The 25,993-nt window shown below is 44.9% G+C and carries 28 protein-coding genes; 24 read left to right on the top strand and 4 right to left on the bottom strand.

From position 1 onward, the window contains the following. Window positions 1-16 precede the first annotated feature (16 nt). On the bottom strand, window positions 17-121 hold the full coding sequence (locus GC102_RS04480; RefSeq protein ID WP_171688362.1) for a YjcZ family sporulation protein: 105 nt from the start codon (window positions 119-121) through the stop codon (window positions 17-19). Between the two features lie 220 nt (window positions 122-341). Between GC102_RS04480 and GC102_RS04475 the strand changes: the two genes are divergently transcribed. The 13 genes from GC102_RS04475 to gnd all read left to right on the top strand — a co-directional run bounded on the left by GC102_RS04475 (window position 342) and on the right by gnd (window position 14,565). After that, the gene (locus tag GC102_RS04475) at window positions 342-578 is read left to right on the top strand and encodes a DUF6953 family protein (protein WP_056833181.1); all 237 of its coding nucleotides are present in this window, start codon (window positions 342-344) and stop codon (window positions 576-578) included. Between the two features lie 255 nt (window positions 579-833). Then, on the top strand, window positions 834-1,430 hold the full coding sequence (locus GC102_RS04470) for a YkzI domain-containing protein (RefSeq protein ID WP_171648607.1): 597 nt from the start codon (window positions 834-836) through the stop codon (window positions 1,428-1,430). A 268-nt stretch (window positions 1,431-1,698) separates the two neighbouring features. Further along, window positions 1,699-2,610 (top strand): carbohydrate ABC transporter permease, encoded by a 912-nt coding sequence (locus tag GC102_RS04465; RefSeq protein WP_312883162.1) that lies wholly within the window; start codon window positions 1,699-1,701, stop codon window positions 2,608-2,610. Further along, window positions 2,610-3,458, top strand: coding sequence for a carbohydrate ABC transporter permease (locus GC102_RS04460; RefSeq protein WP_171688361.1), 849 nt, complete (start codon window positions 2,610-2,612; stop codon window positions 3,456-3,458). Before GC102_RS04465 ends, GC102_RS04460 begins: the two co-directional genes overlap by 1 nt. A gap of 41 nt (window positions 3,459-3,499) precedes the next feature. Next, window positions 3,500-4,852 (top strand): ABC transporter substrate-binding protein, encoded by a 1,353-nt coding sequence (locus GC102_RS04455; protein WP_171688360.1) that lies wholly within the window; start codon window positions 3,500-3,502, stop codon window positions 4,850-4,852. A 146-nt stretch (window positions 4,853-4,998) separates the two neighbouring features. After that, on the top strand, window positions 4,999-5,994 hold the full coding sequence (locus GC102_RS04450; RefSeq protein ID WP_171688359.1) for a LacI family DNA-binding transcriptional regulator: 996 nt from the start codon (window positions 4,999-5,001) through the stop codon (window positions 5,992-5,994). 30 nt (window positions 5,995-6,024) lie between these two features. Beyond that, window positions 6,025-7,023: an N-acetylglucosamine kinase gene (locus tag GC102_RS04445; protein WP_171688358.1), complete on the top strand. Its 999-nt coding sequence runs from the start codon at window positions 6,025-6,027 to the stop codon at window positions 7,021-7,023. 5 nt (window positions 7,024-7,028) lie between these two features. Further along, a complete protein-coding gene (locus GC102_RS04440) occupies window positions 7,029-8,330 on the top strand; it encodes a 6-phospho-beta-glucosidase (protein ID WP_171688357.1) in 1,302 nt (433 codons plus the stop codon). A 101-nt stretch (window positions 8,331-8,431) separates the two neighbouring features. After that, on the top strand, window positions 8,432-9,436 hold the full coding sequence (locus tag GC102_RS04435) for a LacI family DNA-binding transcriptional regulator (RefSeq protein WP_171688356.1): 1,005 nt from the start codon (window positions 8,432-8,434) through the stop codon (window positions 9,434-9,436). An 18-nt stretch (window positions 9,437-9,454) separates the two neighbouring features. Then, window positions 9,455-10,726, top strand: coding sequence for a nickel pincer cofactor-dependent isomerase, group 22 (locus GC102_RS04430; RefSeq protein ID WP_171688355.1), 1,272 nt, complete (start codon window positions 9,455-9,457; stop codon window positions 10,724-10,726). Further along, on the top strand, window positions 10,723-12,291 hold the full coding sequence (gene gntK / locus GC102_RS04425) for a gluconokinase (RefSeq protein ID WP_171688354.1): 1,569 nt from the start codon (window positions 10,723-10,725) through the stop codon (window positions 12,289-12,291). Before GC102_RS04430 ends, gntK begins: the two co-directional genes overlap by 4 nt. 61 nt (window positions 12,292-12,352) lie before the next feature. Continuing rightward, window positions 12,353-13,120, top strand: a complete 768-nt coding sequence (locus GC102_RS04420; protein WP_171688353.1) for an SDR family oxidoreductase — start codon at window positions 12,353-12,355, stop codon at window positions 13,118-13,120. A 32-nt stretch (window positions 13,121-13,152) separates the two neighbouring features. After that, window positions 13,153-14,565, top strand: coding sequence for an NADP-dependent phosphogluconate dehydrogenase (gene gnd, locus GC102_RS04415; RefSeq protein ID WP_171688352.1), 1,413 nt, complete (start codon window positions 13,153-13,155; stop codon window positions 14,563-14,565). 13 nt (window positions 14,566-14,578) lie between these two features. Here gnd and GC102_RS04410 read toward each other — a convergent pair whose 3' ends face one another. Continuing rightward, on the bottom strand, window positions 14,579-14,902 hold the full coding sequence (locus GC102_RS04410) for a hypothetical protein (RefSeq protein ID WP_057302951.1): 324 nt from the start codon (window positions 14,900-14,902) through the stop codon (window positions 14,579-14,581). A gap of 78 nt (window positions 14,903-14,980) precedes the next feature. On the opposite strand from GC102_RS04410, the gene GC102_RS04405 reads away from it, so the two are divergent. Further along, window positions 14,981-15,556, top strand: a complete 576-nt coding sequence (locus GC102_RS04405) for a shikimate kinase (RefSeq protein WP_246320721.1) — start codon at window positions 14,981-14,983, stop codon at window positions 15,554-15,556. Window positions 15,557-15,579: 23 nt separating this feature from the next. Here the strand turns inward: GC102_RS04405 and GC102_RS04400 are convergent, their stop codons facing one another. Then, window positions 15,580-15,870, bottom strand: coding sequence for a rhodanese-like domain-containing protein (locus GC102_RS04400; RefSeq protein WP_171688351.1), 291 nt, complete (start codon window positions 15,868-15,870; stop codon window positions 15,580-15,582). 109 nt (window positions 15,871-15,979) lie between these two features. Between GC102_RS04400 and crcB (GC102_RS04395) the strand changes: the two genes are divergently transcribed. Genes crcB (GC102_RS04395) through GC102_RS04375 form a run of 5 tightly spaced genes read left to right on the top strand, consistent with a single transcriptional unit; the run spans window position 15,980 to window position 19,330 of the window. After that, on the top strand, window positions 15,980-16,360 hold the full coding sequence (gene crcB, locus GC102_RS04395; RefSeq protein ID WP_171688350.1) for a fluoride efflux transporter CrcB: 381 nt from the start codon (window positions 15,980-15,982) through the stop codon (window positions 16,358-16,360). After that, a complete protein-coding gene (crcB, locus tag GC102_RS04390) occupies window positions 16,357-16,716 on the top strand; it encodes a fluoride efflux transporter CrcB (RefSeq protein WP_171688349.1) in 360 nt (119 codons plus the stop codon). The genes crcB (GC102_RS04395) and crcB (GC102_RS04390) overlap by 4 nt, the downstream gene beginning before the upstream one ends. Before the next feature lie 26 nt (window positions 16,717-16,742). Continuing rightward, a complete protein-coding gene (aroA, locus tag GC102_RS04385; RefSeq protein WP_171688348.1) occupies window positions 16,743-18,041 on the top strand; it encodes a 3-phosphoshikimate 1-carboxyvinyltransferase in 1,299 nt (432 codons plus the stop codon). Between the two features lie 30 nt (window positions 18,042-18,071). Beyond that, window positions 18,072-18,890, top strand: a complete 819-nt coding sequence (locus GC102_RS04380) for a C39 family peptidase (RefSeq protein WP_171688347.1) — start codon at window positions 18,072-18,074, stop codon at window positions 18,888-18,890. An 11-nt stretch (window positions 18,891-18,901) separates the two neighbouring features. After that, the gene (locus GC102_RS04375; protein WP_171688346.1) at window positions 18,902-19,330 is read left to right on the top strand and encodes a CoA-binding protein; all 429 of its coding nucleotides are present in this window, start codon (window positions 18,902-18,904) and stop codon (window positions 19,328-19,330) included. Window positions 19,331-19,413: 83 nt separating this feature from the next. Here the strand turns inward: GC102_RS04375 and GC102_RS04370 are convergent, their stop codons facing one another. Then, on the bottom strand, window positions 19,414-19,980 hold the full coding sequence (locus tag GC102_RS04370; protein WP_171688345.1) for an NAD(P)/FAD-dependent oxidoreductase: 567 nt from the start codon (window positions 19,978-19,980) through the stop codon (window positions 19,414-19,416). A 185-nt stretch (window positions 19,981-20,165) separates the two neighbouring features. Here GC102_RS04370 and GC102_RS04365 point away from each other — a divergent pair, with 185 nt between their 5' ends. From GC102_RS04365 to GC102_RS04345, 5 genes are all read left to right on the top strand, one after another. Beyond that, a complete protein-coding gene (locus tag GC102_RS04365; protein WP_216627929.1) occupies window positions 20,166-20,888 on the top strand; it encodes a hypothetical protein in 723 nt (240 codons plus the stop codon). A gap of 197 nt (window positions 20,889-21,085) precedes the next feature. Further along, entirely contained in the window at window positions 21,086-22,975 is a 1,890-nt protein-coding gene (locus tag GC102_RS04360; protein ID WP_171648641.1) for a glucose PTS transporter subunit IIA, read from the top strand. Then, window positions 22,972-24,711 carry a phosphoenolpyruvate--protein phosphotransferase gene (gene ptsP, locus GC102_RS04355; protein WP_171648643.1) on the top strand — a complete coding sequence of 580 codons (1,740 nt, stop codon included), beginning with the start codon at window positions 22,972-22,974 and terminating at the stop codon, window positions 24,709-24,711. The genes GC102_RS04360 and ptsP overlap by 4 nt, the downstream gene beginning before the upstream one ends. A gap of 1 nt (window position 24,712) precedes the next feature. Further along, window positions 24,713-25,255, top strand: a complete 543-nt coding sequence (locus GC102_RS04350; RefSeq protein WP_171688344.1) for a type 1 glutamine amidotransferase domain-containing protein — start codon at window positions 24,713-24,715, stop codon at window positions 25,253-25,255. A 124-nt stretch (window positions 25,256-25,379) separates the two neighbouring features. Next, window positions 25,380-25,787: a hypothetical protein gene (locus GC102_RS04345; protein ID WP_029195585.1), complete on the top strand. Its 408-nt coding sequence runs from the start codon at window positions 25,380-25,382 to the stop codon at window positions 25,785-25,787. Window positions 25,788-25,993 lie beyond the last annotated feature (206 nt).

Here is a 25,993-nt window from a genome sequence, read left to right as displayed (position 1 = left end):
TTCGTTTTTAAATGTATTAGATAAAGAAAGCACTAGAAATAATTACCAACAAAATGAAAAGAACCAAAACGGCTGCAGAAGATCTATGTCCACCGACACCTACGCCTGCTTCATAACTCATTTATGTCACCCTTTCCATTCGAAAATCTATGCGTTTGTCTTACGAGATAGCATATGGGGATCTCCCTAGGAATGAATGGGCTATTCGGATTTAAGAGGATGATTGTGCTCCTGTACCTATTCGGACGATGATTTCAAAAAGATTGTGTTACAATGGTACAATAGCGTCACTCGCCTGTGCACAGGCCACAGAAACATACGAATAAAGGGAGAGAATGCAAATGGCCGTTACGGCGAATGAAGTTGCGGAATGGATGATGGAGCAGTTGAAATCCGCGGGTATTTTACATCAGAAAGAAGCGGTGGACTATATAATTCAACATTTTGGGGAATCCTTCATATATGTGAACGAAAATGGGAATCAAGCGATTTCCAAAGATGTGAAGAAAATCTTTAAGAAACTTCATGGCGGTAAAGCGGCTTGGGAGCGCGATGGATTTTTCTGGGGATGGCATTAACACAGCGGAGAGACTTTGAGCTACGCTCAAAGATCCCTATATTAGGTACTGCATAGGCAGAGGCTGTTTTCTTCCAATTTAGGGCTGAAGCCGATAGGATACTGGCATCAGCTTTTTTTTTGTACGTTTTTCCTTAAAAAAATGTCAATAATCCAAGTTGCTAAAACATAGAATTCATAATAAGATAAGAGTAAGCAGATAAGTTGTCTGAATATTTAAACAAAATCATTAGCGCCAATTATGGAGGGGATTGCCGTGAGTAAGAGTCATGAAGTGGAGTATTGCAACCTAGAGTTACGATTTGATCGCCGGCTAATCCGGAACTTCATTAAAGCACTCATTCAGGAAGGTTATTCTCTGTATTGGAACGAAAGCGAGCTGCAGTTCATCATTTCCATTCGCACAGGACGCAAGCTGATTAAGCTGAAATTCGAACGAATCGGTGAAAAGTATAAAATCGTAGGCAATTATTCCTTCAAAGATGAGAAGCTAGCCGAAATGATGGAGAAGCTGATTGGTGATACACGTGGTCATGCTGTAGTAAAAAGATTCAAGGATCGGCAAATTCTCATTGAGAATATTATGTTCGGTGAAATTATTCGAATGGTCGAGATTAGCGGTATCGAACATAAAGTGCTGTATCAGAAGGAGCCTGCCGTGACCGTAGAGGAAGTCATGCAAGCGCTGCGATCCAAACGAACCGATGATCGGATTCCTATTTTGCGTATGGAGCTGGATTACGAACTAGCTACGCTGCATGATGCGATGGCTTCAGGCGATGTCAAAGCGGTCATGGAGAGTAAAACCAAGCTGATCGAAATGAGACAAGAAATGCTCTTATTGGAGATGTGAAAATGAATATTGGAATCAAATAAAGGGAGAGTCTGTATCTAACTATAGATATGGTCTCTCTTTAAATTTATTGTAAAATTATGCTTGTTAACCCGAACGTCATCGTATATAATCAATTCATGAAAGTTAAAGCACTTTAATTTTTGAAGGGGATCTCTTTATGTAACAAGCCTGAAATGTATTTATTTTCTGATATGAAGGGGGAAGTAAACGATAAAAGTTAAAGCGGTTAAACTTTAAGTGCTGAGAATTCACTACAAAGAAAACAGTGGAAGGAGCGGTTTCGCTGGGCACAAGCAGAGGAAGTCGTCGAGAAAGCAAGTATTTCTACCTGTTCGTTTCACCCTGGATCATCGGCTTCATTGTATTTGCTTTATTTCCGATTGGGGCATCACTCTATTACAGCTTCACCGACTACGATATCATTCATGATCCGGTGTTCGTGGGCTTGAAGAATTATTCAGAACTTTTCAAAGACGAGCAGTTCTGGAATTCGGTTAAAGTCACGCTGCAATATACGTTTTTTAGTGTCCCGCTGACGTTATTGCTCTCTTTAGTATTCGCTCTGCTCATTAATCAAAAAGTACCCCTCCGTGGCTTTTTTCGGACGGCGATGTATTTTCCAAGCATGATTTCGGGTGTTTCCATGTCGTTGTTGTTTTTCTGGGTGTTTAACCCGCAGGCCGGATTATTCAATTATGGGCTATCCTTTTTCGGTATAGAGCCGATTCACTGGCTTCTCGATCAAAAGTATGCGATGTGGGCGTTAATTATCATGTCTTTTTGGGGGATGGGAGCGGGAATGCTCATTTTCCTAGCCGGTTTGCAAGGTGTTCCGACGAGCTTGTTAGAAGCAGCAAGGCTTGATGGGGCTGGACGCTGGAGATCATTCTGGAATGTAACGTTTCCCATTATTTCTCCCGTATTCTTATTTCAACTGATTATTGGAATGATCGATTCCTTCCAAGTATTCACGCAAGCCTACACGATGACGCAAGGCGGCCCTAATTATTCCACATGGTTTTATGTGTATAACATTTATGTGAATGCCTTCAAAAACTTCCGCTATGGATATGCCTCCGCGATGTCGTGGCTGCTGCTCATTGCCGTTATGTTCGTCACTTTCCTCATTATGAAAAGTTCAAAACGTTTCGTGCACTATGAAGGAGGGACGAATTAATGAATAAAACGAAAGTCATGTTTGATCCCTTGCGAATCATTGGATTTTTGATTTTGATTGCCGTGACGTTTATTATGCTCTCTCCTTTATGGTTCATGGTCTCGACATCACTCAAGACAACCAAAGAGATGTTGACCTTTCCTCCAACTTGGATACCGCAAACATTTGCATTTGGCAATTTCAAGACGCTTTTTACGAATCAGGATTTGAAATTTGGTCAGCAGTATATGAATAGCTTCATAGTTGCCGGCTTGTCGGTAATTGGGACTGCGATATCATCCAGTCTTGTTGCATTTGGTTTTTCGAGGTATAACACTCGGTTGAAAGCATTATTCTTCATGCTCTTACTGAGCACAATGATGCTGCCATATCCGGCCATTATGATTCCGCAATTTCTGTTATTTCGTCAATTGGGCCTGCATGATTCCTTGCTGCCGCTCATATTACCTGCATTTTTTGGCTCTGCGTATATGATATTTCTGCTTAGGCAGTTCTTTTATTCGTTGCCGAACGAATTGTTCGATGCAGGAAGAATTGACGGGTGCAGCGAGTTTCGTTTGTTCTGGAACTTGACGTTACCGCTCTCTGGTCCTGTATTAGCAACTGTATCTATTTTCACCTTCATTTGGTCATGGAATGATCTGTTAGCACCTGTCCTATACTTGGATTCGCAAGAGCATTTCACGCTTCCTATCGGCATGGCTGCTATGCTTTCTTCCAAGTTCCGTATTGCGCCGTGGAATTTGCTGATGGCAGCTTCCATTTTGTCCATGTTACCGATTATCACACTATTTACGTTTGCTCAGAAACGATTTGTAGAAGGTATTGTGCTTACTGGTATTAAGTAATACTTCAGTATGATAAATGGTTAACATGGGGAGGAAAAAGGATGAAACAGGGAAAAAGAAAAACTATCTACGCATTAAGTCTTACGTTAGCAAGTGTATCGGTGCTGTCCGCTTGTTCAGATGCAAACACTAATGTGAAGAGCAATGAGCAAGTCACCATCACGCATTACACAATCGACTCGCCGGATCGTACTTTTGTGGAGAAATTGGTTCCAGACTTTGAGAAGAAGCATCCGAACATTAAGGTCAAAGTGACGAAAACGCCTTACGAGCAATTTGATTCCAAGCTTCAATCCTCCATCGCTGCGAATAATTCACCTGACGTCACATCTCACTGGGGCTATGGCGGATTTATGGAGTATTACAACAAAGGAATGATCGCTGACCTCAGCTCGATTATGCAGGCAGATGGATTCAAAGCTTCCGAATATAACATTCCAGATGACGTGATGAACATTTACAAAGTTGACGGTAAATCATATGGCATTCCACTGAATAGCTATGTCACCGTCATGCTCTATAACAAAGACTTATTTGACAAAGCCGGGCTGGCCTATCCGCCAACGGATTACAACGATAAGAGCTGGACATATGACAAAATGGTGGAGTATGCAGCCAAATTGACTGTGGATTCGAAGGATATGAACAAGGCCCAATATGGTTTGGATTTCGGTTGGGGCGAGCGTGATCAGAAACCGCAATATTTTGGAGCCAACGTCTACTCCGACGATACTTGGAAGAACGGTGGGAAGCCTTCCGCCATCAATTTGAACAAACCTGAAGTCATTGAGGCTTACAAGAAGATTTATGGGTTGATTTGGGATAAAAAGGTGTCTCCGACGCCGGCGTTTTCCAAGTCGGTATCCGGTCAATTTGGTGATCCGTTCCTTTCAGGTAAAATCGGTATGTCTGTAGTCGGCTCTTGGAGCTTGGCGGCATCTAGTGAATTTAGTTTTAAAGTCGGTGTTGCTGCAGTGCCGCAAGGTCCTAACGAGAAGGTGCGTAGTGTTCTGTACGTCGATCCTCTGTTCGTTCTGAAGGATTCCAAGCACCCAAAAGAAGCATACGAATGGATCAAATACTTAATTGCGACTGATGTGCAGGAGAAATCCATTGAACTGAGCGGCGGCAATCCGCCTGTCAACCAAAAGGCAGCAGAGAAGTACTATGCGAACTTCGAAGGCATCGACCCCAAACAAATTAAAAAAGTGTATGAGGGTGCGTACAAAAATGGCTTCGAATCTTACAACCATATGATTTCGAACTACTCGCAGATTAATGAGCTATTCATAAACGAGCTGGCTAGCGTTGAAAATGGCGACAAGAAAGTTGAAGAAGCTTTACCTGGCATTCAAGATAAATTAACCAAGTTGTTGGAACGTGTGAATAAATAGCTGGTGATCTCAGGCTGGGGGAATGCTGCGAGCCGTATTGCATTTGCATTCCTTCTGTATATTTGAATCGCTAATTGTGGTACTTTGGAAACATGCTGTAAATCGACTTGATTACTGCAATTATAGAGCTACAGGAGTTGTTTTATATGAAAGTAAGCATCTTTGACGTCGCCAAGAGAAGCGGTTTGTCGGTTGTCACCGTTTCGCGAGTCATTAATCAAGCAGGCACTGTACGTGAAAAAAATCGCCAAAAAGTACTGCAAGCGATGAAAGAGTTAGACTACCATCCGAATGCAGCTGCACGAAGCTTGGCTCGTGGTAAGACGGGTATCATTGGACTTGGCATTACGACTTTAAATGATTCTTTCTTGGATGCAGTAGTCAAAGAGATTAACGATCGGCTTGCTGATAAAGGTTACTTCTTAGCGCTTTCGATATCAACAGACGTGTTCGCATCTTTCGATAATTCCATGTTCCAAGAGGACCGTGTGGACGGTGTTATTATGCTCTCGCCGGTTCATGAGGATGATTATGTTATGGAATTGAAAAAGAAGAAGATTCCTTTCGTTATGCTGGATAATCAGCATATTCACCCATCCATATCCTCTGTAATCATTGATAATTATAAAGGTGGCTACGAAGCCACGAAACATTTAATAGACCTAGGCCACACGGAGATTGCTCATATTTCCGGGCTTGAACCTTACTTAAGCAGCAGCGAGCGGCGGCGCGGTTTCGTCAGTGCGATGCAGGAGGCAGGCTTGGATCCTTCTTGGATTGAAAAAGGTAATTTCAGCATCACCTCCGGTTATCAAGCGGCAAGTCGCTGGATTCAGTCGGGAAAACTTCCGAGTGCGGTATTTGCCGCAGATGATCTGACGGCTTTTGGTGTGATGGACGCACTCAAAAATGAGGGTTACAAAATACCGCGTGATATGTCAATTGTTGGTTTTGATGATCAGATTTTCTCGGAGGAATTCCGCCCCAGGTTAACAACCGTTCGTCAACCGGCGGACAAAATGGGGCAACATGGCGTCGATATTTTGCTTAAGTGGATTGATGGTACAGCCAAACGCAATATAACGGTGCAATTGGAACCGGAATTAATCATTCGTGAATCCACCACAAGTAAACGAAACTAGAGATGATGGATATATACAGGAGTTGAAAGCATGAAATATTTTTTGGGTGTTGACGCAGGTGGGAGTAAAACCTACACGCTCGTAACAGATGAACAGGGACAAATAATCGGTAAAGGGCACAGCGGCAATGGCAATCATCAACTTGGTGTAGAACAAGCACTCGGAAATATTTCAAACTCGGTAGCAATGGCGCTACAGCAGGCGGGGCTTACACACAGTGACATTGAATATGCTTTTTTCGGCCTTGCTGGCGCAGATCGACCGATTGATAATACGATTCTTCGCCCACTAATTGGCGGACTGGGATTCACGAATTATGGGATTGATTGTGATACCATGATTGCATTGCGTGCTGGTACGACACAGCCTTTTGGCGTTGTTCTAATCTGCGGAAGCGGAACGAACAGTGCCGGCAAGAACAAGCAGGGTGAGTTTTTTCAATGCGGAGGCTTCACCTATCAGTTTGGTGATTTTGGCGGGGGAGGCACACTCGCTGTCGAGGCTTTTCGTTCTGTTATTCGGTCATGGGATGGCAGGGAGCAACCCACTATGCTGACTGAGCTGCTGATCAAGTTTCTTGGCTACAATTCGGTGCAGGATATGTTTGATGATTTTCTGGATAACAACAAATCCGTGCCGCTCCATACGACCAAGCTATTGTTCCAAGCCGCAGAGCAGGGTGATGAGGTCGCCTGCCGCATTCTCAGGGTGCAAGGGGAAGAGCTTGGCAAGTCAGCCGCAGCTGTAATTAAACGTTTAAAGATGGAGCAAGAGACTTTTCAAGTTGTGCTTGCGGGTAGTGTCATAGCAAGAGGTGACGGGCCATTTATTCATTCTTATATTGAAAAGGCAGTAAGCGAAGTCGCATCCAATGCCACAATTGTGAAATTGAACGTTGAACCTGTGGTTGGCGCTGTTTGGATGGCGATGGAAGCCGCAGGTAACCCCGTTACCATAGATGTGTATGAGAAGCTCCGGACCGTTTCTGATTATCAAACCATACAATTATTAGATAAGACTAGGATGTGAGTACAATGAGAGATGCTTTGAAAATTGCCATCATTGGCGGAGGTTCATCTTATACGCCGGAGATCGTTGAAGGTTTTATCCTAAGATATGCCCAGCTGCCTGTAAGAGAGCTTTGGTTTGTGGATGTGGAAGAAGGTAAGCACAAGCTGGAAATCGTCGGTAATTTGGCTAAAAGAATGATTGAAAAGTCTGGGTTGCCGATAGAAGTTCACTTAACCTTGGACCGCAGAAAAGCGATCGAAAATGCCGATTTCGTAAGTACACAAATACGCGTAGGACTTTTGGAAGCCCGTAAATGGGATGAGCATATTCCTAACAAATACGGTGTTATTGGTCAGGAAACGACCGGCCCGGGCGGGATGATGAAAGCACTTCGCACGATTCCTGTACTGCTTGATATTTGTAAGGATATTGAAGAACTGAGCCCTAATGCGTGGCTGTTGAACTTTACTAATCCAGCAGGTATGGTGACTGAGGCGATTCATAAGTACTCCAAAGTGAAAAGTATTGGCCTTTGCAATGCGCCGATCGGTTTGCACAAATGGTTAATGAACAAGTATGATGCTGCTCCTGAACAGATCTACACCGAGTTCGTTGGGTTAAACCATCTACACTGGGTAACGCGCGCTGAAATCAGAGGCGAAGATAAATTAGCTGAATTGCTGGATCGCAAAGAAGAATATAGCGGCAAAAACGTACCGGCAAGCGAATGGGATGCGGATTTCTTACGTTCCCTGCAATCTCTGCCTTCCTATTATTTGAAATATTTTTACATGACGGATATCATGCTTGAAGAACAGTTGGCGTCACTCAAAGAAAATGGTACTAGGGCGGAAGTTGTGAAACGCGTAGAGGATGAATTGTTCGAGCTGTATCAAGATCCTGACTTGCAGGAGAAGCCTAAACAGCTGGAGAAACGCGGGGGCGCTTATTATTCCGAGGCAGCTGTCAATCTGATGGATTCCATTTACAATGACAAGCGGGATATCCAAACGCTGAACGTTATGAACGATAACATCATCGACTTTTTGCCGAAAGATGCTTGTATTGAAGTGAATTGTGTCATTACAGCGGGTGGCCCTATTCCAATGGGCTTGACCAAAGTTCCTGAACATGTCAAAGGCCTTATTCATGCCGTTAAAACATATGAGCGGCTCACCATTGAAGCTGCCGTTACAGGCAGTAGAGATCTCGTTCTACAAGCACTGGTTCATCATCCATTAGTGCCGTCAGTAGCAGTAGCCAAGACGCTTATGGAAGAAATGCTGGAGAAGAATAAAGCGTATCTACCGGCTTTTTTCAAATAATATAAGAAGAGGACGCTCCCTGAGAAGGGAGTTTTTTTGCTGCAAAAATGACTATTGTTAACGTGTGCATAGATGTGATATGCTTTGAATGAGGTGAGGGTATGAGCGTTACCATTAAAGATATTGCCAAGCTTGCAGGTGTGTCTCATACAACGGTTTCCAGAGCACTGAACAACAGTCCGCTCATTCAGGAGGAGACGAAGGAGCGCATCCGAATCATCGCTGAACAGATGGATTACACGCCTAATTACAGCGCGAAGAGTTTGGTGCTGGATCGTTCGTATAACTTAGGGCTGTTCTTTACTACACTAAGTAAAGGAACTTCCGCCGGCTTCTTCTATGAAGCTATCCGTGGTGTCAACAGTGTCATACAGGATCGTTACCAATTGATCGTTAAAGGGATTGACGATTACACCAGCTTTCACTCGATTACGCGGAAAAGCTTCGACGGTATTGTTGTTGTCAGTCAGAGTGATGACGATCAAGCCATCATTGACCATATTGCCAGTAAAGGTATCCCGCAAGTTGTGCTGAATCGCCCTGTTGAAACTTCAGGCGTGCTGAATGTTCTCTCAGATGAGGAGCAAGGCGCATTTCTGGCAGCCTCACATTTAATAGAGCAGGGACATAAGCGTATTGCACTCATTGAGGGGCGTAAAGGATTTAAATCCGCGCAGAATCGGAAAGACGGCTTCGAACGAGCCATGAAGCATTACAAGATTACCGTTCCCCCCGCATATCGCATGCCGGGATTGTACGATCTGGAGAGCGGGCATAAGGCCATGCAGCAATTTCTGACGCTGGATGAAAGACCGACGGCCGTATTTTGCTGTAATGATGAAATGGCGCTTGGGGCGATGAAAGCGGTGTCGGAAGCCGGGATGAACGTGCCTAACGATGTCTCAGTGGTAGGCTTTGACGACACGGTATTCGCAGCCTACGTAACTCCAGCACTGACAACCGTTCGCAGACCGATTGAGCAAATTAGCAGAGAAGGCGCTTTGCGGCTTCTTGGAAATATAGAAAATAAGCAGCACGAAACGGAGCAGTTGTTATTGAAAACAGAGTTGATCGTGCGGGAATCCGTACGATTATTGACACCATAAGGAGAGAGGGATTAGTCGATGAGCATTCTGAGGGAGTTATTAAATGATATTCCGATTCCACAAATGGTTAAGATTCGGCAGAAGTTTGATCGTACCATTTTGGAAAATCCAGAATTGGAATTAGTGAATAAGCTTGCCAGCAGTGGGGTTATGGAAAGCATACATCCCGGTCAGCAGGTTGCTGTTGCTGTGGGAAGCAGGGGGATCGCTAATATTGCAGGCTTCACCAAAACGACCATTGACGCCATTAAAGATAGAGGTGCGTTCCCGTTCATCGTACCTTGTATGGGAAGTCACGGTGGTGCTACAGCTGAAGGACAGACGGAAGTATTGCTGCATTTTGGCATTACGGAAGCCTCGATGGGAGCACCGATTCGTTCTTCGATGGAAGTCGTGAAGATCGACCAACTGCCTAACGGTTTGCCGGTTTATGTAGATCGCATTGCTTCAGAGGCAGATGCTATCGTCGTTATTAACCGTGTGAAGCCGCATACGGCGTTTCGTGGCCGTATTGAGAGCGGGATCATGAAGATGATCGCTATCGGGCTGGGTAAACAAAAAGGCGCTGAAGCCTGTCACCAGCTTGGTTTCAAGTATATGGCGGAGAATGTGCCGGCAATGGCCAATTTGATGATCGAGAAGCTGCCGATCGTGTTCGGCGTCGCGCTAGTAGAAAATGCCTATGATGAGACATGCCAAGTGGAAGTGCTGCCTGCAGCTGAAATTGAAGCGCGGGAGGAACAACTGCTGATTGAAGCGAAATCGCGTCTGCCGAAGATTTTATTCGACGAAATCGATGTCCTTGTTATTGATTATATTGGCAAAAATATTAGCGGAGATGGCATGGATCCGAATGTTACCGGCCGCTACCCAACACCATACGCGCATGGCGGCCCAGATGTTGCCAAAATGGTTGTACTGGACTTAACTCCAGAAACGAAGGGTAACGCAAACGGTGTAGGAACGGCTGATTTCACTACACAAAGACTAGTGGATAAAACAAATTTGGAGTTCACTTACGCGAACGGCCTAACTTCAACCGTATGTGCGCCTACCAAGATCGCAACAACGCTGGAGAACGATATCTACGCAATCAAGGCAGCTGTTAAAACGTGTAATATTCTAGATTATACGACCTGCAAGCTAGTTCGGATTCAAGATACACTTCACCTGGGCGAAATTGAGATTTCCATGAATTTGCTAGATGCAGCTCGTCAGCATCCGGATATTGAAATTCTATCAGAACCCTATGAACTTTCATTTGATACAGAGGGGAATATTAGCAAATGACAGTTGATTCAGTCAGAGATAAGCCTTACATTGTCGCGGCGGATATTGGGACAACGAGCACGAAGACGCTCGTGATCGATCTGGATGGTCGAGTACTAGCTTCACACTCGATCGAATATCCGCTCTTCACACCGGCCGCTGATCGGGCCGAACAAGACCCGGAACAAATCTTCAGCGCCGTTGTGCAAGGAATTGGCGCTGTTGTTCGCAGGATCAATATCACAGCTGACCAAGTACTCTGTGTCTCCTTCAGCTCAGCTATGCACAGCCTCATTGCTGTTGACGAGCAGACGAAGCCACTGACCGCTTGCATCACCTGGGCGGATAATCGAAGTGCGCATTATGCGGAAGAGCTTAAGCGCAGCGGCCTAGGTCAACAGATTTACTCGCGGACAGGAACGCCGATTCACCCGATGTCACCACTTCTCAAATTGATGTGGTTCCGTGACAACGAACCAGGGCTCGTCAAGAAAACTTACAAGTTCATTGGCATCAAGGAGTACGTCTTCGCGAAGCTATTTGGTCAATATCTCATTGACCATTCACTTGCCAGTGCAACAGGGCTATTCAATCTGGAGAAGCTCGATTGGGATGCAGAAGCGCTGGGGCAGGCCGGTGTGACGCCGGAGCAGCTTTCTAAGCTGGTGCCTACAACGCACCGCATAGAAGGGCTCAGCGCCGAGTTCGCCTCTGCGATGGGCTTGGCCGAGAACACTCCGTTCATTATCGGCGCATCCGATGGCGTCCTCGCGAATCTCGGCGTAGGCGCTTTCGAGCCAGGTGTCGTCGCAGTCACCATCGGCACCAGCGGTGCCGTGCGCAGCGTCGTCACCAAGCCGCAAACCGACCCCGAAGGCAAGCTGTTCTGCTATGCGCTAACAGAAAACTTCTGGGTCGTCGGCGGACCGATCAACAACGGTGGCATCGTTTTCCGTTGGGTGAGAGACCAGATCGCTACGGCGGAAGCAGAAGAAGCCCGCCGCCAGGGAATCGATCCCTATGATTATTTGACGGAGATAGCGTCACAAGTTGCTGCGGGCTCTGATGGCTTGCTGTTCCTGCCGCTGCTTTCCGGGGAACGTGCGCCTTATTGGAACGCGAATGCGCGCGGTGTTTACTTCGGGCTTTCACTCAGCCATCAGAAGAAGCATATGATTCGTGCAGCGCTCGAAGGCGTCATGTTCTCGATCCAAGCAGTTAGCGCTTCCTTGGAACGGATTATGGGACCTGCCACTGTGATTCGCGCTTCCGGTGGATTTGCCCGATCTGAGTTTTGGCGCCAAATGATGACAGATATGCTCGGCACATCCGTCACTGTGCCGGATTCGATTGAAAGCTCAGGGATTGGCGCTGCTTTACTGGGTTTGCTAGCAATGGGGGAAATCGAAGATCTATCTCACGCTCATCAATGGATTCAGGTAGGAAAGGCTCACGAGGTGAATGAAAACGATTATCGCATCTATCAACAATTGACATCTATTTATACAAGCGTATATCATCAGTTAAAAGATCAATTCGATGCGATTACCGCCTTTCAACAACAGCACCTACGGAGCCCTCAATAATAAATTAGCTTAGGCTTATTATGAAGGTTTGCCATGCAAAATGCCGGAGGGGATGAAGACAATGAATTTATTCAATCTTACAGGGAAAACAGCAGTTATTATTGGCGGTAACAGCACACTTGGAGGCTCTATGGCTCTTGCCTTGGCTGGACATGGAGCGAAAGTAGCCATTGTCGGTCGTAATCAAGAGAAAAGTGATCACGTTTGTCAGAGCATTGAAGCCATTGGCGGGGAAGCACATACCTTTCAAGCTGATGCTACGAGGCGGGAAGATTTGGAGCTTCTTCTCAAAGAAGTTATCGCTTGGTCTGGCAGTGCGGATATTCTAATGAACTGCCCTGGCAAAAATAGTGCCACGCCTTTCTTTGACATTTCCATGGAAGAATGGGATTCTATTATGGAGGTTAATTTGAAAAGCGTCGTGTTAGCCTGCCAAGTGTTTGGGAAATACATGGTTGATCGAGGAGAGGGAGGAAGTATTATTAATATTTCATCCGTTTCGTCAGATCCGCCGCTTTCCCGTGTATTCACTTACTCCGCTTCCAAAGCAGCTGTCAATAACATCACGCAGAATCTAGCCCGTGAATTCGCTCCGAGCCGCGTCCGTGTTAACGCGATTATTCCTGGTTTCTTCCCAGCGGAGCAGAATCGTAAGATTCTGTCGCCGGAACGTGTCGAGTCCATTATGCGTCATACGCCTATGAATCGATTCGGCGAAGCGTCTGAGCTTCAGGGTGCTGCTGTGTTCCTTGCTTCTGAACAAGCTTCTAGCTTTGTTACAGGTTCTGTTTTAAGAGTGGATGGCGGTTTTGGCGCGATGACGATTTAAATATTTATATATCGGAAGGGTGTATGAGAGAGATGTCTAAACAACAAATTGGTGTAGTCGGTCTAGCGGTTATGGGTAAAAACTTGGCTTTAAACATCGAGAGCAGAGGATTCACTGTATCCGTTTTTAACCGTTCTGCTGAAAAAACAAAAGAGCTTCTGCAAGAAGCCCCAGGCAAACAATTAGTAGGTACATACAGCATTGAAGAGTTCGTGCAATCGCTCGAAGTTCCACGCAAAATTTTGATTATGGTTAAAGCGGGCGGTCCTACTGACGATACCATTAACCAACTTGTTCCTTATTTGGACAAAGGCGATATCCTGATCGATGGAGGCAATGCATTCTTCCCAGATACGCAGCGCCGTAATAAAGAGTTAGCAGAGCAAGGTATTCGCTTCGTTGGTACAGGTGTTTCCGGCGGTGAAGAAGGCGCGCTTAAAGGCCCAGCGATTATGCCAGGCGGACAAGAAGACGCTTATAAACTCGTTGAGCCTATTCTTACTGCGATTTCTGCTAAAGTAGGCGACGATGCTTGCTGTACTTATATCGGACCTGATGGCGCTGGTCACTACGTGAAAATGGTGCATAACGGCATTGAGTATGGCGATATGCAGCTTATTTGTGAAGCCTACCAATTGTTGAAGGATGTTCTGAACGTAAGCGTAGAAGAGCTTCATGAGATCTTCACAGAGTGGAACAACGGCGAGCTCGACAGCTACTTGATCGAAATTACACGTGATATTTTCACCAAATATGATGCTGAAACCGGCAAGCCTATGGTTGACGTTATTCTGGATTCCGCTGGTCAAAAAGGTACAGGAAAATGGACCAGTCAAAGTGCTCTGGATCTTGGCGTACCGCTTTCCATTATTACAGAATCCGTATTCTCCCGTTTCATCTCCGCGATGAAGGAAGAACGCGTAGCGGCAAGCAAAGTGCTCAAAGGACCTGATGCTCCAGCCTTTACAGGCGATCGCAAAGCGTTTATCGAGGCTGTTCGCCAAGCGCTTTACGCAAGTAAAATTTGTTCTTATGCTCAAGGCTTCGCTCAAATGAGAGCAGCTTCTGAGGAATATAACTGGGATCTGAAATATGGCAACATCGCCAAGATCTTCCGAGGCGGCTGCATCATTCGTGCTAGATTCCTGCAAAATATTATGGAAGCCTATGACCGCGCTCCTGGACTCAAAAACCTGCTGCTTGATTCTTACTTCAACGGTGTTGTAGACAACTATCAACAATCATGGAGACAAGTCATTGCAGAAGCGGTTACTCGCGGTATTGCTGTTCCGTCTTTCGCATCGGCACTAGCTTACTACGATAGCTACCGTACGGAAAGATTGCCGGCTAACTTGCTGCAAGCGCAGCGCGATTATTTTGGTGCACACACGTTCCAACGTGTGGACAAAGAAGGTTCCTTCCACTTCAATTGGATGGAAAACTAAGAGGATAAGGCTTTTAAGCCTCTTCCTGCAAACCGTATGCCGCTTCACGCAGCCACATTTTCAAACGATCGGCCTCTTGATCAAAGCCGTTCCGTCTGTGAATGAGCATCAGGGAGACTTCGGCAAAATAGCGAAAATTTCTTAATAATCGTGGTTGAGTAAGACCTTGCATAAGCGGGTCTTCTTCAGCCACTTTTTTCTTAATAAACTCCAGTATCCACACAACATCCTCTTTGCAAAGCGTATAGCTTGGGTGCAAAATTTGCTCCAGTTTGCCTTTTGTGCGGTTTTGGTAGGCAACAGTTGGGTTCAAAGCTCCATCTCTCCTTGTCGGCATATGGTCTCTCTTAAAATCTTAACTGTTTGTGCTGGAATTTATTCACACTACTATATGATTTTTTGGTGGATTGTATTCATGTCGATTTGGCTATGTTATGATGTTGGGAAAGTTTGTATGATCAGCATATGGGAAAAGGGGATTAATGTGACAGCAAGCAATATTGTACTTGTAGGATTTATGGGGACAGGCAAATCAACCGTAGGAAAGCAGCTGGCAGAGCAGCTGGGATGGATCTTTCAAGATTCAGACGCGGCTCTGGAAGAAGAGCATCAGACAAGCATTTCTGACTTGTTTCGTATTCATGGAGAATCGCATTTTCGCGCTTTGGAAAGTAAGGCGCTGGAACATATATTAGCTCGTAAAGGACAAGTTGTGGCTACAGGCGGTGGCGCAGTGCTGGCCGAGAGTAACCGAGCTTGTATGCTGCAGAATGGCTTTGTAGTAGCGCTGAAAGCATCACCAGAGATCATCATTCAAAGAGTGAGCAGCGATACCAGTCGTCCTTTGCTGCAGGGGAATTTAGAGGAGCGCGTTCACCTGCTGCTTGATCAACGTAAGTATGCCTATGATTTCGCGCATGCGGTTATTGATACTACGCAATTAACAACGGACGAAATTACAGCACTTATTATCCAGCAAGCTGAAATCTAGGAGGAGGGGACAAGCTTAGAAGCTTAGTCCTCCCACTCCAGCATGCCGCCTGTCATGTTTTTAAGACCTTTATAGCCTTGCGCCTCTAAGAAGCTAATTGCGCGCCCACTGCGGTTTCCGCTGCGGCAAACGAGAATGAGCTCTTCGACTTGAGGGATTTCGCTGAGGCGATCTGGCAATTGAGCTAGCGGAATATGTTTAGCTCCTGGAATGATACCGGCAGCTACTTCTTCATCTTCGCGAACATCGACAATCGCAAGCTGTTCGCCGCGGTCCAGTCTTTCTTTAATTTCGGATGGTAAAATCGTATCCATTTCGGACCTCCATGCTTGATATGATTGGGAAGAAGCCCCATTACAAGTAATGATAGAAACAAAAAGTCGAGATGTCAAACCTACGGTTAATAATAGGAGTTGTGTAACCATGCTTTACATTGGTTTAGCCGGGATTTTAGGCGCCATTGCTCGATTTGGGCTCTCCGCCTTATGGAATCCAACGACGGCTTCCGTTTTTCCTTGGGGAACTTTTTCTTGTAATTTAACTGGCTGTCTGATACTTGGTTTTATAATGTTCGCCGAAAAGCTTCCCATACCTACTAGACTTCGACTACCTATATCAACTGGTTTTATTGGATCTTTTACTACGTTCTCTACTTTCAGCTATGAAACCATGAGCATGCTAAACCATGGGCAAATGATCCTTGCCGCTCTTTATGTTTTGGGAAGTTTATGGGGAGGACTCGGTGCTACATGGATGGGTGTTCGTATAGGCGAGTCTGTTCGAAGAGGAGTTCGTCGTTCATGATGACATGGTTATGGTCCATTTGCCTGGTAGGTTTTGGAGGATTCTTTGGCGCAATTTGCCGATTTCAACTAGGGACATACATGGCAAACAGGTTCCCAAGTTCTATTCCGTATGGTACACTGACAATAAATCTTTTGGGTTGTTTTTTGCTTGGCCTGTTGATGAGATATCATTCATTTGACGATTGGAAACTGTTGATAGGCACGGGTTTTATGGGTGCTTTCACTACATTTTCAACATTGAATCTCGAGAGCATTAAACAGCTCCGCGCTGGACTGTGGCAAGCATGGATCCTCTATACACTGCTTAGTTATACCGGTGGAATTCTTCTGACTTTCCTCGGATATTACATATAAACACTTATGAAGGAGATATCAACGACATGAAAGCCATCGTGAAACCAACCGCCCATCTACAAGGGGAAATAAACGCTCTCTCCTCCAAAAACTACACTACCCGCTATTTGCTAATTGGAGCACTTGCCGACGGGACGAGCACCATCTATTATCCGGCACATAGTGAAGATAGTGATGCCATGAGACGTTGTGTCCGTGATTTGGGCGCTATTATTGAAGAAGATGATGAGAAAATCGTTATTACGGGTTTTGGTAAGAATCCCAAGCATGTTTCTGAGCTTAATGTAGGGAATGCCGGCGCAGTACTTCGCTTTTTGATGTCTACAGCCGCTTTTTGTCCCGATGTGACATTCGTAAACACGTATCCTGAATCTCTGGGCAAGCGCCCGCATGATGATCTCATTGATACTTTGCAACAAATGGGTGTGGAAGTACAACATTCTAACGGACGTCTGCCGATAACTATTAAAGGAGGACAACCGCGCGGTGGTAAGCTCACTGTTTCCGGTAATGTCAGCTCACAGTTCCTAAGCTCACTTTTATTTATGACACCTCTGCTAGAAGAGGATAGCGAGATTGAAGTGCTGCACGATTTGAAATCCAAAATCATTGTAGGTCAAACACTGGAAGTTTTAGAGCAGGCTGGTATTATTGTGCACGCTAGCGAAGACCTTATGCACTACCGCATTCCAGGTAGACAATCCTATCAAGCCAAAGAATATGTCATTCAAGGCGATTACCCGGGCTCTGCTGCGATTCTAGCAGCTGCGGCTGTAACGAATTCAGATGTACGCGTTCTTCGTCTTGAAGAGAATAGCAAGCAGGGTGAGAAGGCTTGTGTGGATGTTCTGCGAGCAATGGGTGTCAATTTAACTCATGACAATGGTGTTGTGCATGTGAAAGGCAACCAAAAGCTAATTGCTGGTGAGTTCGATGGTGATCATTTTACAGATGCCGTGCTTGCTATGGTTGCAGCAGCTGTATTTGCAGAAGGTACTTCTCGTTTCTACAATGTTGAAAATTTACGTTATAAAGAGTGCGACCGTATCACCGATTATTTGAACGAGCTGCGTAAAGCCGGTGCTGATGTAGAAGAACGCCAAAGTGAAATTATCGTACATGGTAAACCACAAGGTGTCACAGGCGGGGTCGAAATTAATGCTCATTTCGATCACAGAGTCATTATGGCTTTAACTGTTGTTGGTCTTCGTTCAGAGAAGGGTTTGATTATTCATGATGCCCATCATGTCGCCAAATCCTACCCGCAGTATTTTGACCATTTACGTTCCATTGGTGCTCAAGTTGAACTTGTGAGTGAGACATAGATTCCCAAAACAACGAATGGGTGAGTCAGCATGACGATTATTTGGCAGGGTTTAAAAGTGACGTTCGGTTTCTTCCTCGTTGCTGGGCTTGTGTTTGCAAGCAGTGTATTTGCTGTATTGCTTTATGCCAAAGCGACTGGTAAAGAACCAGCGTTTTTTGCGTCCAGTCCTGCGATACTTGCAGCCAAGCCTACAGCATCCGTGAAAGTAAATGAGGTTGCTTCTCCGCCGCCAGCTATCGAGATAAAAAAATCAGCAATGATTGATGCGCCTGTTTTTGCACAACTACCCGAATTGCCAGCAGGTTGTGAAATAACAAGTTTAACGATGCTGCTGCAGTATCATGGGATTTCAAAAAGCAAAATGGAACTTGCTGCAGAAATGCCTAAGGATGACACACCAGCCACCTTAAATGCGGACGGTTCAATTGCATATTGGGGAAATCCGAACTTAGGTTTCGTAGGCGATGTTACCCGGAAGAAGAGAGGTTTTGGCATCTATCATGCCGGTCTATTTCCACTGCTGAAATCATATATACCTCAAGCCATTGACATTACGGGCGAGTCCTTTGAGCTGTATGAGCAGCAGATTGCGAATGATATTCCGGTTATTATTTGGACAACAATTGATTTCAACATACCTTACAAATGGGTAACTTGGGATACACCTATGGGACCTATCAAGACGACATATGCTGAACATGCTGTATTATTGGTAGGATATGATGAGAATAATGTATACTTGAATGATCCATTAAGCGGGAAAAAGCAAGTGCAGGTAAACAAAAATCAGTTTATCGACAGTTGGACCGCAATGGGGAAACAAGGTCTCACGTACCTGAAAAAATAGGAGGGAAACTGATGACGACTTTTGAAAATCCGTCTAGAGAGCACATCAAGGAAATCCTAGCGAGTGCTGGTAATATTGCCGTAGTGGGTTTGTCTGATAAACCAGATCGTACATCGTATATGGTTTCCGCGGCAATGCAAAGCAGAGGATACCGGATCATTCCTGTCAATCCGAACGCTACTGAAATACTGGGTGAGAAATGCTACGCTTCTTTATCTGATATTCCTGAACCCGTGGATATCGTCAATGTGTTTCGCCGTGCTGACCAAGTGGTTCCTGTCGCAGAAGAAGCCGTTAAAATTAAAGCGAAGGTTTTCTGGCTCCAGCTCGATATTGTGAATGAAGAAGCTGCACGTATTGCTAGTGAAGCTGGGTTAGAAGTCATTATGGACCGCTGTATTAAAGTGGAAGATGCGATTCTAAATCCTCGAAATAACTAAAATCACCGCACTTAGGACAAAACTAAAAACCGCTTTCTCTTACCCAATAGGTAAGGGAGAAGCGGTTTTCTGTATGTTAGGAACTAAGCTTTTAATATATCATGGTCGACGTACCGCGCACCATTTAATTCACTAATGACATTAATTGCGACTTTAGCACCATCACCGGCAGTAACAATTGTATGCATACTAACTCCAGCTGTAGTACCTGCTGCCCAGACACCCTTAAGGCTGGTACTACCTTGTGCATCAGCATCAACGACAGTTTTGATACGTGGTTCTGTTCCAGGCCTCGTCTGAATGCCTGAAGCTTCTGCAAGTTCAACGGACAGTCCTGTTGCAAGAATAACATGTTTTCCTTCGTAAGCTCCGTTGTCAGTCGTTACTTGGAAGCCTTCTTCGCTTTTCGTCAATTGTTCCGCTTTGCCTTGTACGAATTCAGTCCCGAATTTAGCTGCTTGTTTCTTCCCGATTTCGACTAAATCAGGACCCGCTATCGCTTCTACGCCATAATGATTCTCGACCCACGCTCGTTTGGTGACACTTTGATTGTTGTCAATGACAAGCGTCTTTTTACCTGCTTTTGCGGTGAATAAGGCTGCACTAGATCCTGCTGGGCCTGCTCCAATAATTATAACGTCGTATGTCATTACGGTAACTCCTCCTACAAAGAGAATGGGATACAAAAGGATTATGGCATAGCCGGTAATTCATAGTCAATTTTCAGAGGATCATCCCAATGGCTTCCATAAATAAAAAATCAACAAGCGGAGAGAATAAAAAAGGCCCCAAAAAAGGTGTCCAAAAATAATGAGAGTCTGAGGAGGATTTACACATGTACAACAAAAACAACAGCTTTGGGAATGCTTCCCAAGGTTATCAATCTTCACAAGGTTTTCAGGGGAATAATGCGCAATACCAAGGTTACCAAAAGCAGTACCAACCGATTGGGGCTGTACAATCTTTCTATAATCAATCTAGCGCTGGTCCATCCAACCAAGCCAGCCAAGGATTCAACCAAGGGTTCAATCAAGGATTCAACCAAATGAATTCTCAAGTATCTCAAGCAGCTTCTCCAGAGTCTTTTCACACTGCGAATTATCGCGGAAATCAACCAGGCCATGATGCTTACAAACGTGGCGATTCTTCGACGCCAGCTCAACAACAACAATCTAACTTCCAAAGCGGATATTCTTCTTATACCCCAATGAGCAACCAATTTGCTTCTAACCAATCCCAACAATTTGGTTATGCATCTGCTCAACAACCATTTGTTTCTAGTCAATTCGGTAGTTCTACACAGTCGAATCAACAACCATATGGACAAGCTTACGTTTCACCAAACGCGTTCCATACGGCGAACTATCATGGGAATCAACCAGGGCATGATGCGTTGCGTAGTGATTTCTCGACTCCTTCTCAGCAATCCTTCCAAAGTGGCTATGGATCACAACAAAGCATGCAACAAAACAATCCACAACAATCGCTTCAATCCTTTAATACCGGATTTAATAATTCAGGCATGGGGCAACAATTCGGCTCCAATCCCTCGTTTTAATAGGGGAACCGTTTCGAATGAGTTTACGAGCAGGTCGAACGCCGACCTGCTTATTTTGTTTTGACAAACAGGCTAACAAGCTTTACGATTTGAAAGAGAGGGCTTATGCTTACGAAGCAAGTTTTCTTCGAAAACGCTGAGCTTATGCTTACGATGTCAGTTTTGCTAAAGCAAAACTCTTAGGAGGTAGCATACGTTTGAACTGGATGGGGAACTTACAACAGCTTGGCCGCTCATTAATGCTGCCTACCATTGCGCTTCCTATCGCTGCTGTGTTGCTTCGTCTAGGGGATCTACCTTGGGATGTCATTCACGCATCTAGCTTAGGGGATATGCTGCTGTTGGCTGGGAATACGGTCTTCGATTATATACCAATCATATTCGCTGTTGGTGTAGCGCTAGGCCTTACAGAAAGTGCTGGGATTGCTGGTTTATCAGCCATGCTGGGCTATTTTATGTTCACAAGACTAATTGAACATGAACTGGGGACTCAATTTCAACTGGGTGTACCAGGTGGGATATTAATTGGATTACTGGCTGCTATTATTTATCATCGCTGTAAGGAGATTAAGCTTCCGGAATACATACAATTTTTCGGTGGCCCCCGAATAGTTCCGCTTATTATGGGGCTGTCCACGCTTGTAGTGTCTTATATTATGATCACTATTGGCCCCTACTTAGAAATGGGGATGGGTAAGCTCTCCAATTGGCTGCTTGGATTAGGCGGTTTAGGTGCCTTTGTTTATGGTATCGCGCATCGTCTTCTCGTACCGTCGGGTTTGCATCATATTTTGAATAACTTTTTCTGGTTTCAAGTAGGTGCTTATCAGACGCCAACGGGACATATGGCTTATGGGGACTTACCTAGGTATTTTGCCGGAGATCCAACGGCGGGTATGTATATGGCCGGATTATATCCCATTATGATGTTTGCCCTCCCAGCAATCGCTTTTGCGATTATTGGGGAAGCACGGGAAGATTTGAAGCCGAAGATTAAGGCGACATTCTTGACAGCAGCGCTAGCTTCTTTTTTAACAGGCGTCACTGAGCCTATTGAATTTGCCTTTCTGTTCGTTGCTCCGTATTTATTTGTTATTCATGCGATTTTGTCTGGAGCAGCCATGTGGTTGGCTTATGAATTAAATATTCATCACGGTTTTTCTTATTCGGCCGGGGCCATCGACTACGTCATTAATTTGCACTTATCGCATAATGGTTTATTGCTCATACCGATTGGTATCGTTTATGGGCTTCTCTACTATTTCATGTTCCGCTGGGCTATACGGCGGTTCCAGATTCCTACACCAGGTAGAGAAGAAGGCTCCTCACTTGAAGAGTGGGCAGGCGATATTCCATATCGATCTCCACTTATTTTGCAAGCACTCGGTGGGAAAGACAATATTAAGAAGATTGAAGCCTGCATTACCAGATTGCGTCTTACACTTGTCAATGATCGTTTGATGGACATCACGGCATTACGACACTTAGGAGCAGCAGGCGTCATCCGTCTTGGAGGAGGCAATGTTCAGGTCGTGTTCGGAACATTCTCAGAGCTAATTCGTGAAGAGATTATGAAAGTATTGCGCAAGGATATTCATGTGGTGTTATTTACTTCGCCAATGCAAGGACGCATGATCCCCATTGAAGAAGTGCCTGATCGTATTTTTGCTTCGCGCTTGGTAGGAAACGGCGTTGCTTTTATTCCCGAGAAAGGAGAACTGGTTTCTCCTGTTGCCGGGACCATTATGCACATTTATCCGACTATGCATGCCCTAGGCATCTTGACCGAGGAAGGTTTGGAGGTCCTGCTGCATATTGGCATCGATACGTCTAGTTTGCCGGGTAAATGTTTTAATGCGGTAGTAAAAGAAGGCGATCACGTGGAACCGGGGCAACTGCTAATTAAGTTTAACTACAATAAAGTCAAAAAATTCGCTTCATCGATGGCGACACCGATGATTATTACGAATCCCGATCTTGTTAAATCTTGGAGCTTTGCTCCATTTAAAGCTGTCAAAAAAGGCCAAGGTTCTGTGATGTCGGTTGTCCTAAAGCCTACTAAACAAACGGGGGGGACGAATGGATGATCAGAGGAATAGGAGCGTCTTCAGGGATCGCGATGGGTCAGGCTTTTGTCATACCTACTTGGGAGTGGGATTTTCCTGAGAAAATGATTGATGTCACCGATTTGTCTTATGAATTTGAACGTTTGTATGATGGTATCCGATCTTCCAAAGATGAGCTAGAGATCATTAAGCAAGAGATTAAGGATGTTGTTGGACAAGATCAAGCCTATATTTTTGATGCACATTTGGCGATTTTGGAAGATCCCATTTTTATGAACGAAATTCAAGGGATTATTGAGCTGCAGTACAAGGCGGCAGAAGTCGCTGTAAAAGAAGTTATCGATAAATTTGTCGATATGTTCAATCTCATTGACGACGAATATATGAAGGAACGAGCGCTTGATATTAAAGATGTCGGAAACCGGCTTCTGAAGCACTTGCTCGGAGATACTAGCTCAACGGTACCGCCAATCGATCATCCTTACATATTGGTCGCCAAAGAGCTAACACCGTCTCAATTGGCTCATTTGGACCCGGCTAATGTGCTTGGTCTGCTAACGATTCTCGGTGGCACGCATTCGCACGTATCCATCATGGCAAGAGCAATGTCCGTTCCGTATGTGCTGGGTTTGGAAGGGAAGCTTCTGCGACCCATTCAAAATGGCGATTTCCTAATTATTGATGGACAAGAGGGTACCTTATACATCAATCCTGATAAAATAACGATTGAGCGGTATCAAGCACGCAAAAAGAATTGGCTCGAGTTCAAAGAAAGCTTGCAAGAGATAGCTGATGTTGCACCAGTAACGTTGGACAAGAGCTATGTGAATTTACATGCCAATATCAATTCTGTGCTGGAGATCGATCAGGTTTTACGTAACGGGGCTTCTGGGGTAGGTTTGTTCCGGACGGAATATCTTTACATGGACCGCGATTCGTTACCCAGCGAAGACGAGCAGTATGAAGTTTATCGTCATGCCGCAAGGCAGCTGAAAGGTCGCCCCATTGTAATCCGAACTCTCGATATTGGCGGTGATAAAAAGCTTGATTATTTGCCGCTTGCAAAAGAAGATAATCCATTTCTGGGGTATCGGGCGATTCGTATCTCGCTGGACCGTAAAGACCTATTTATGACACAGCTTAGAGCGATTCTAAGGGCCAGCCATTACGGTAACGTGAAAATAATGTATCCTATGGTCACTTCCCTGGATGAGGTGCGTCAGGCTAAAGCTCTGCTCGAGAAGGCCAAGGCGGAATTGCATGCACAAGGCTTGCCCTATAATGCAAATATCGAAGTTGGATTAACGATTGAAGTGCCCGCTGCAGCTCTCATCGCAGATGTCCTTGCAAGTGAAGTGAATTTTATGAGCATTGGAACGAACGATCTTGTTCAATATGTATTAGCAGTGGACAGGATGAATGAAAACATCGCGCATTTATATAATCCCTATCATCCGGCAGTTATTAGGCTTCTCAAACATGTGATCGATTCGGCCAAAAGTGTAGGAATTCCCGTAGGTGTTTGCGGTGAAATGGCGGGTGACATCCGAGCGCTTCCGATATGGCTGGGATTGGGAATAGAAGAACTAAGTATTTCCGTGCAGACACTATTACAAGTGAAACACCGTTTACTAAGCAGTGACGCTAAGAAGTGCAAACAGTTAGTCAATGAAATTCTAGTTTGCAAAACAAGTGATGAAATCATAGAACTGCTTGCTCAAACTGAACAAACAGAATCCATCGTAGGAGGAAATTAGCATGGAATTGACAGGAACGAAAGTACTAGCTTTTGTTGATGAAGAATTTGAAGACTTGGAAATGTGGTATCCTGTATTACGTTTACGTGAATCTGGGGTCGTAGTGGATATTGTTGGTCCTAAGGCTGGAACCGTGTATCACGGTAAATATGGTGTACCCATTACGACTGATTACGCCTTTGATGAAGTAAAGTCTTCCGATTACATCGGCCTTTATGTTCCAGGGGGATGGGCGCCTGATAAACTACGTCGTTATCCGGACGTAATTCGTCTAACGCAGGAGTTTCACGCGGCAGTAAAACCGATTGCTCAAATTTGTCATGCAGGTTGGGTGCTGATTTCGGCGAAAATCGTAAAGGGGTACACGATGACTTCTACGCCTGGCATTCGAGATGATCTCGAAAATGCGGGAGCAACTTGGTTGGACGAAGAAGTAGTTGTCGATCGCAATATCATTTCTGGGCGCCGTCCGCCAGATCTTCCTGCATTTTCTAAGCGATTTGTGGATGAGCTTATTCAATTTAATAAACAACAGGTAAAGTAACATTCTACTACCAGAGGTGGCAAAAACTACTACTCTTCATTCGGCAGGAAATCGATTAAAATCGTAGAATATCATAGTACAAGCAACTCATGTACATGCCGCCCGCCAGTGAAGGAGTGTTAGAATGCAAAAGTATTGTAAGTGCGGACGCACGATGAACCTTCGTCTGCGTACGGTTATTTATCAAAACAAAGTCGACATTGAGAATGTACCTATTTACTCATGTGAAGCATGTGGTCGCAGTGAAGTTGTTCCTCATGTTAAACCCGAACTTACCGGTTTAATCGGTAGGCTGGGGAGTAAGCCTGAGAAGCAGCAGCTCTTTTTTCATGAGCTTTCGGAAGTTGCTTTTCTGCTGCTGAAGGTGACGGAAAAAGAGCATATGAATGATTCCATGGAAAAGATCGTTGAAGAACGTATCAATGAACTTTTGGACATCTTATTGCTAGCACAATCGCTGGGTGATGAGCCATGGACCGAAGAAATTCGCAAGCGGTTATCGCAAATCACACAGAGTGCAATATCGACATAAGCAGTATGTGGCCAATCCCAATGGGGGTTGGCTTTTATAGTTGATATGAAAGTATAAGTTATACTTTAGCTTCGCATCAACCTTGACAAACTCACTCGTCCCTAAAGGACGATGGAATCGTTTATCCATGCAGAATGTGTACATCTTTTGAAAAAACATTGAAATTATTTTCAAAGCATTTTCAATATACATTGCAAGATGGATTA

Source organism: Paenibacillus germinis (genome assembly GCF_013141785.1).
GTDB lineage: Bacteria > Bacillota > Bacilli > Paenibacillales > NBRC-103111 > Paenibacillus_E > Paenibacillus_E phytorum.
This window is presented reverse-complemented; position numbering and strand designations above follow the sequence as displayed.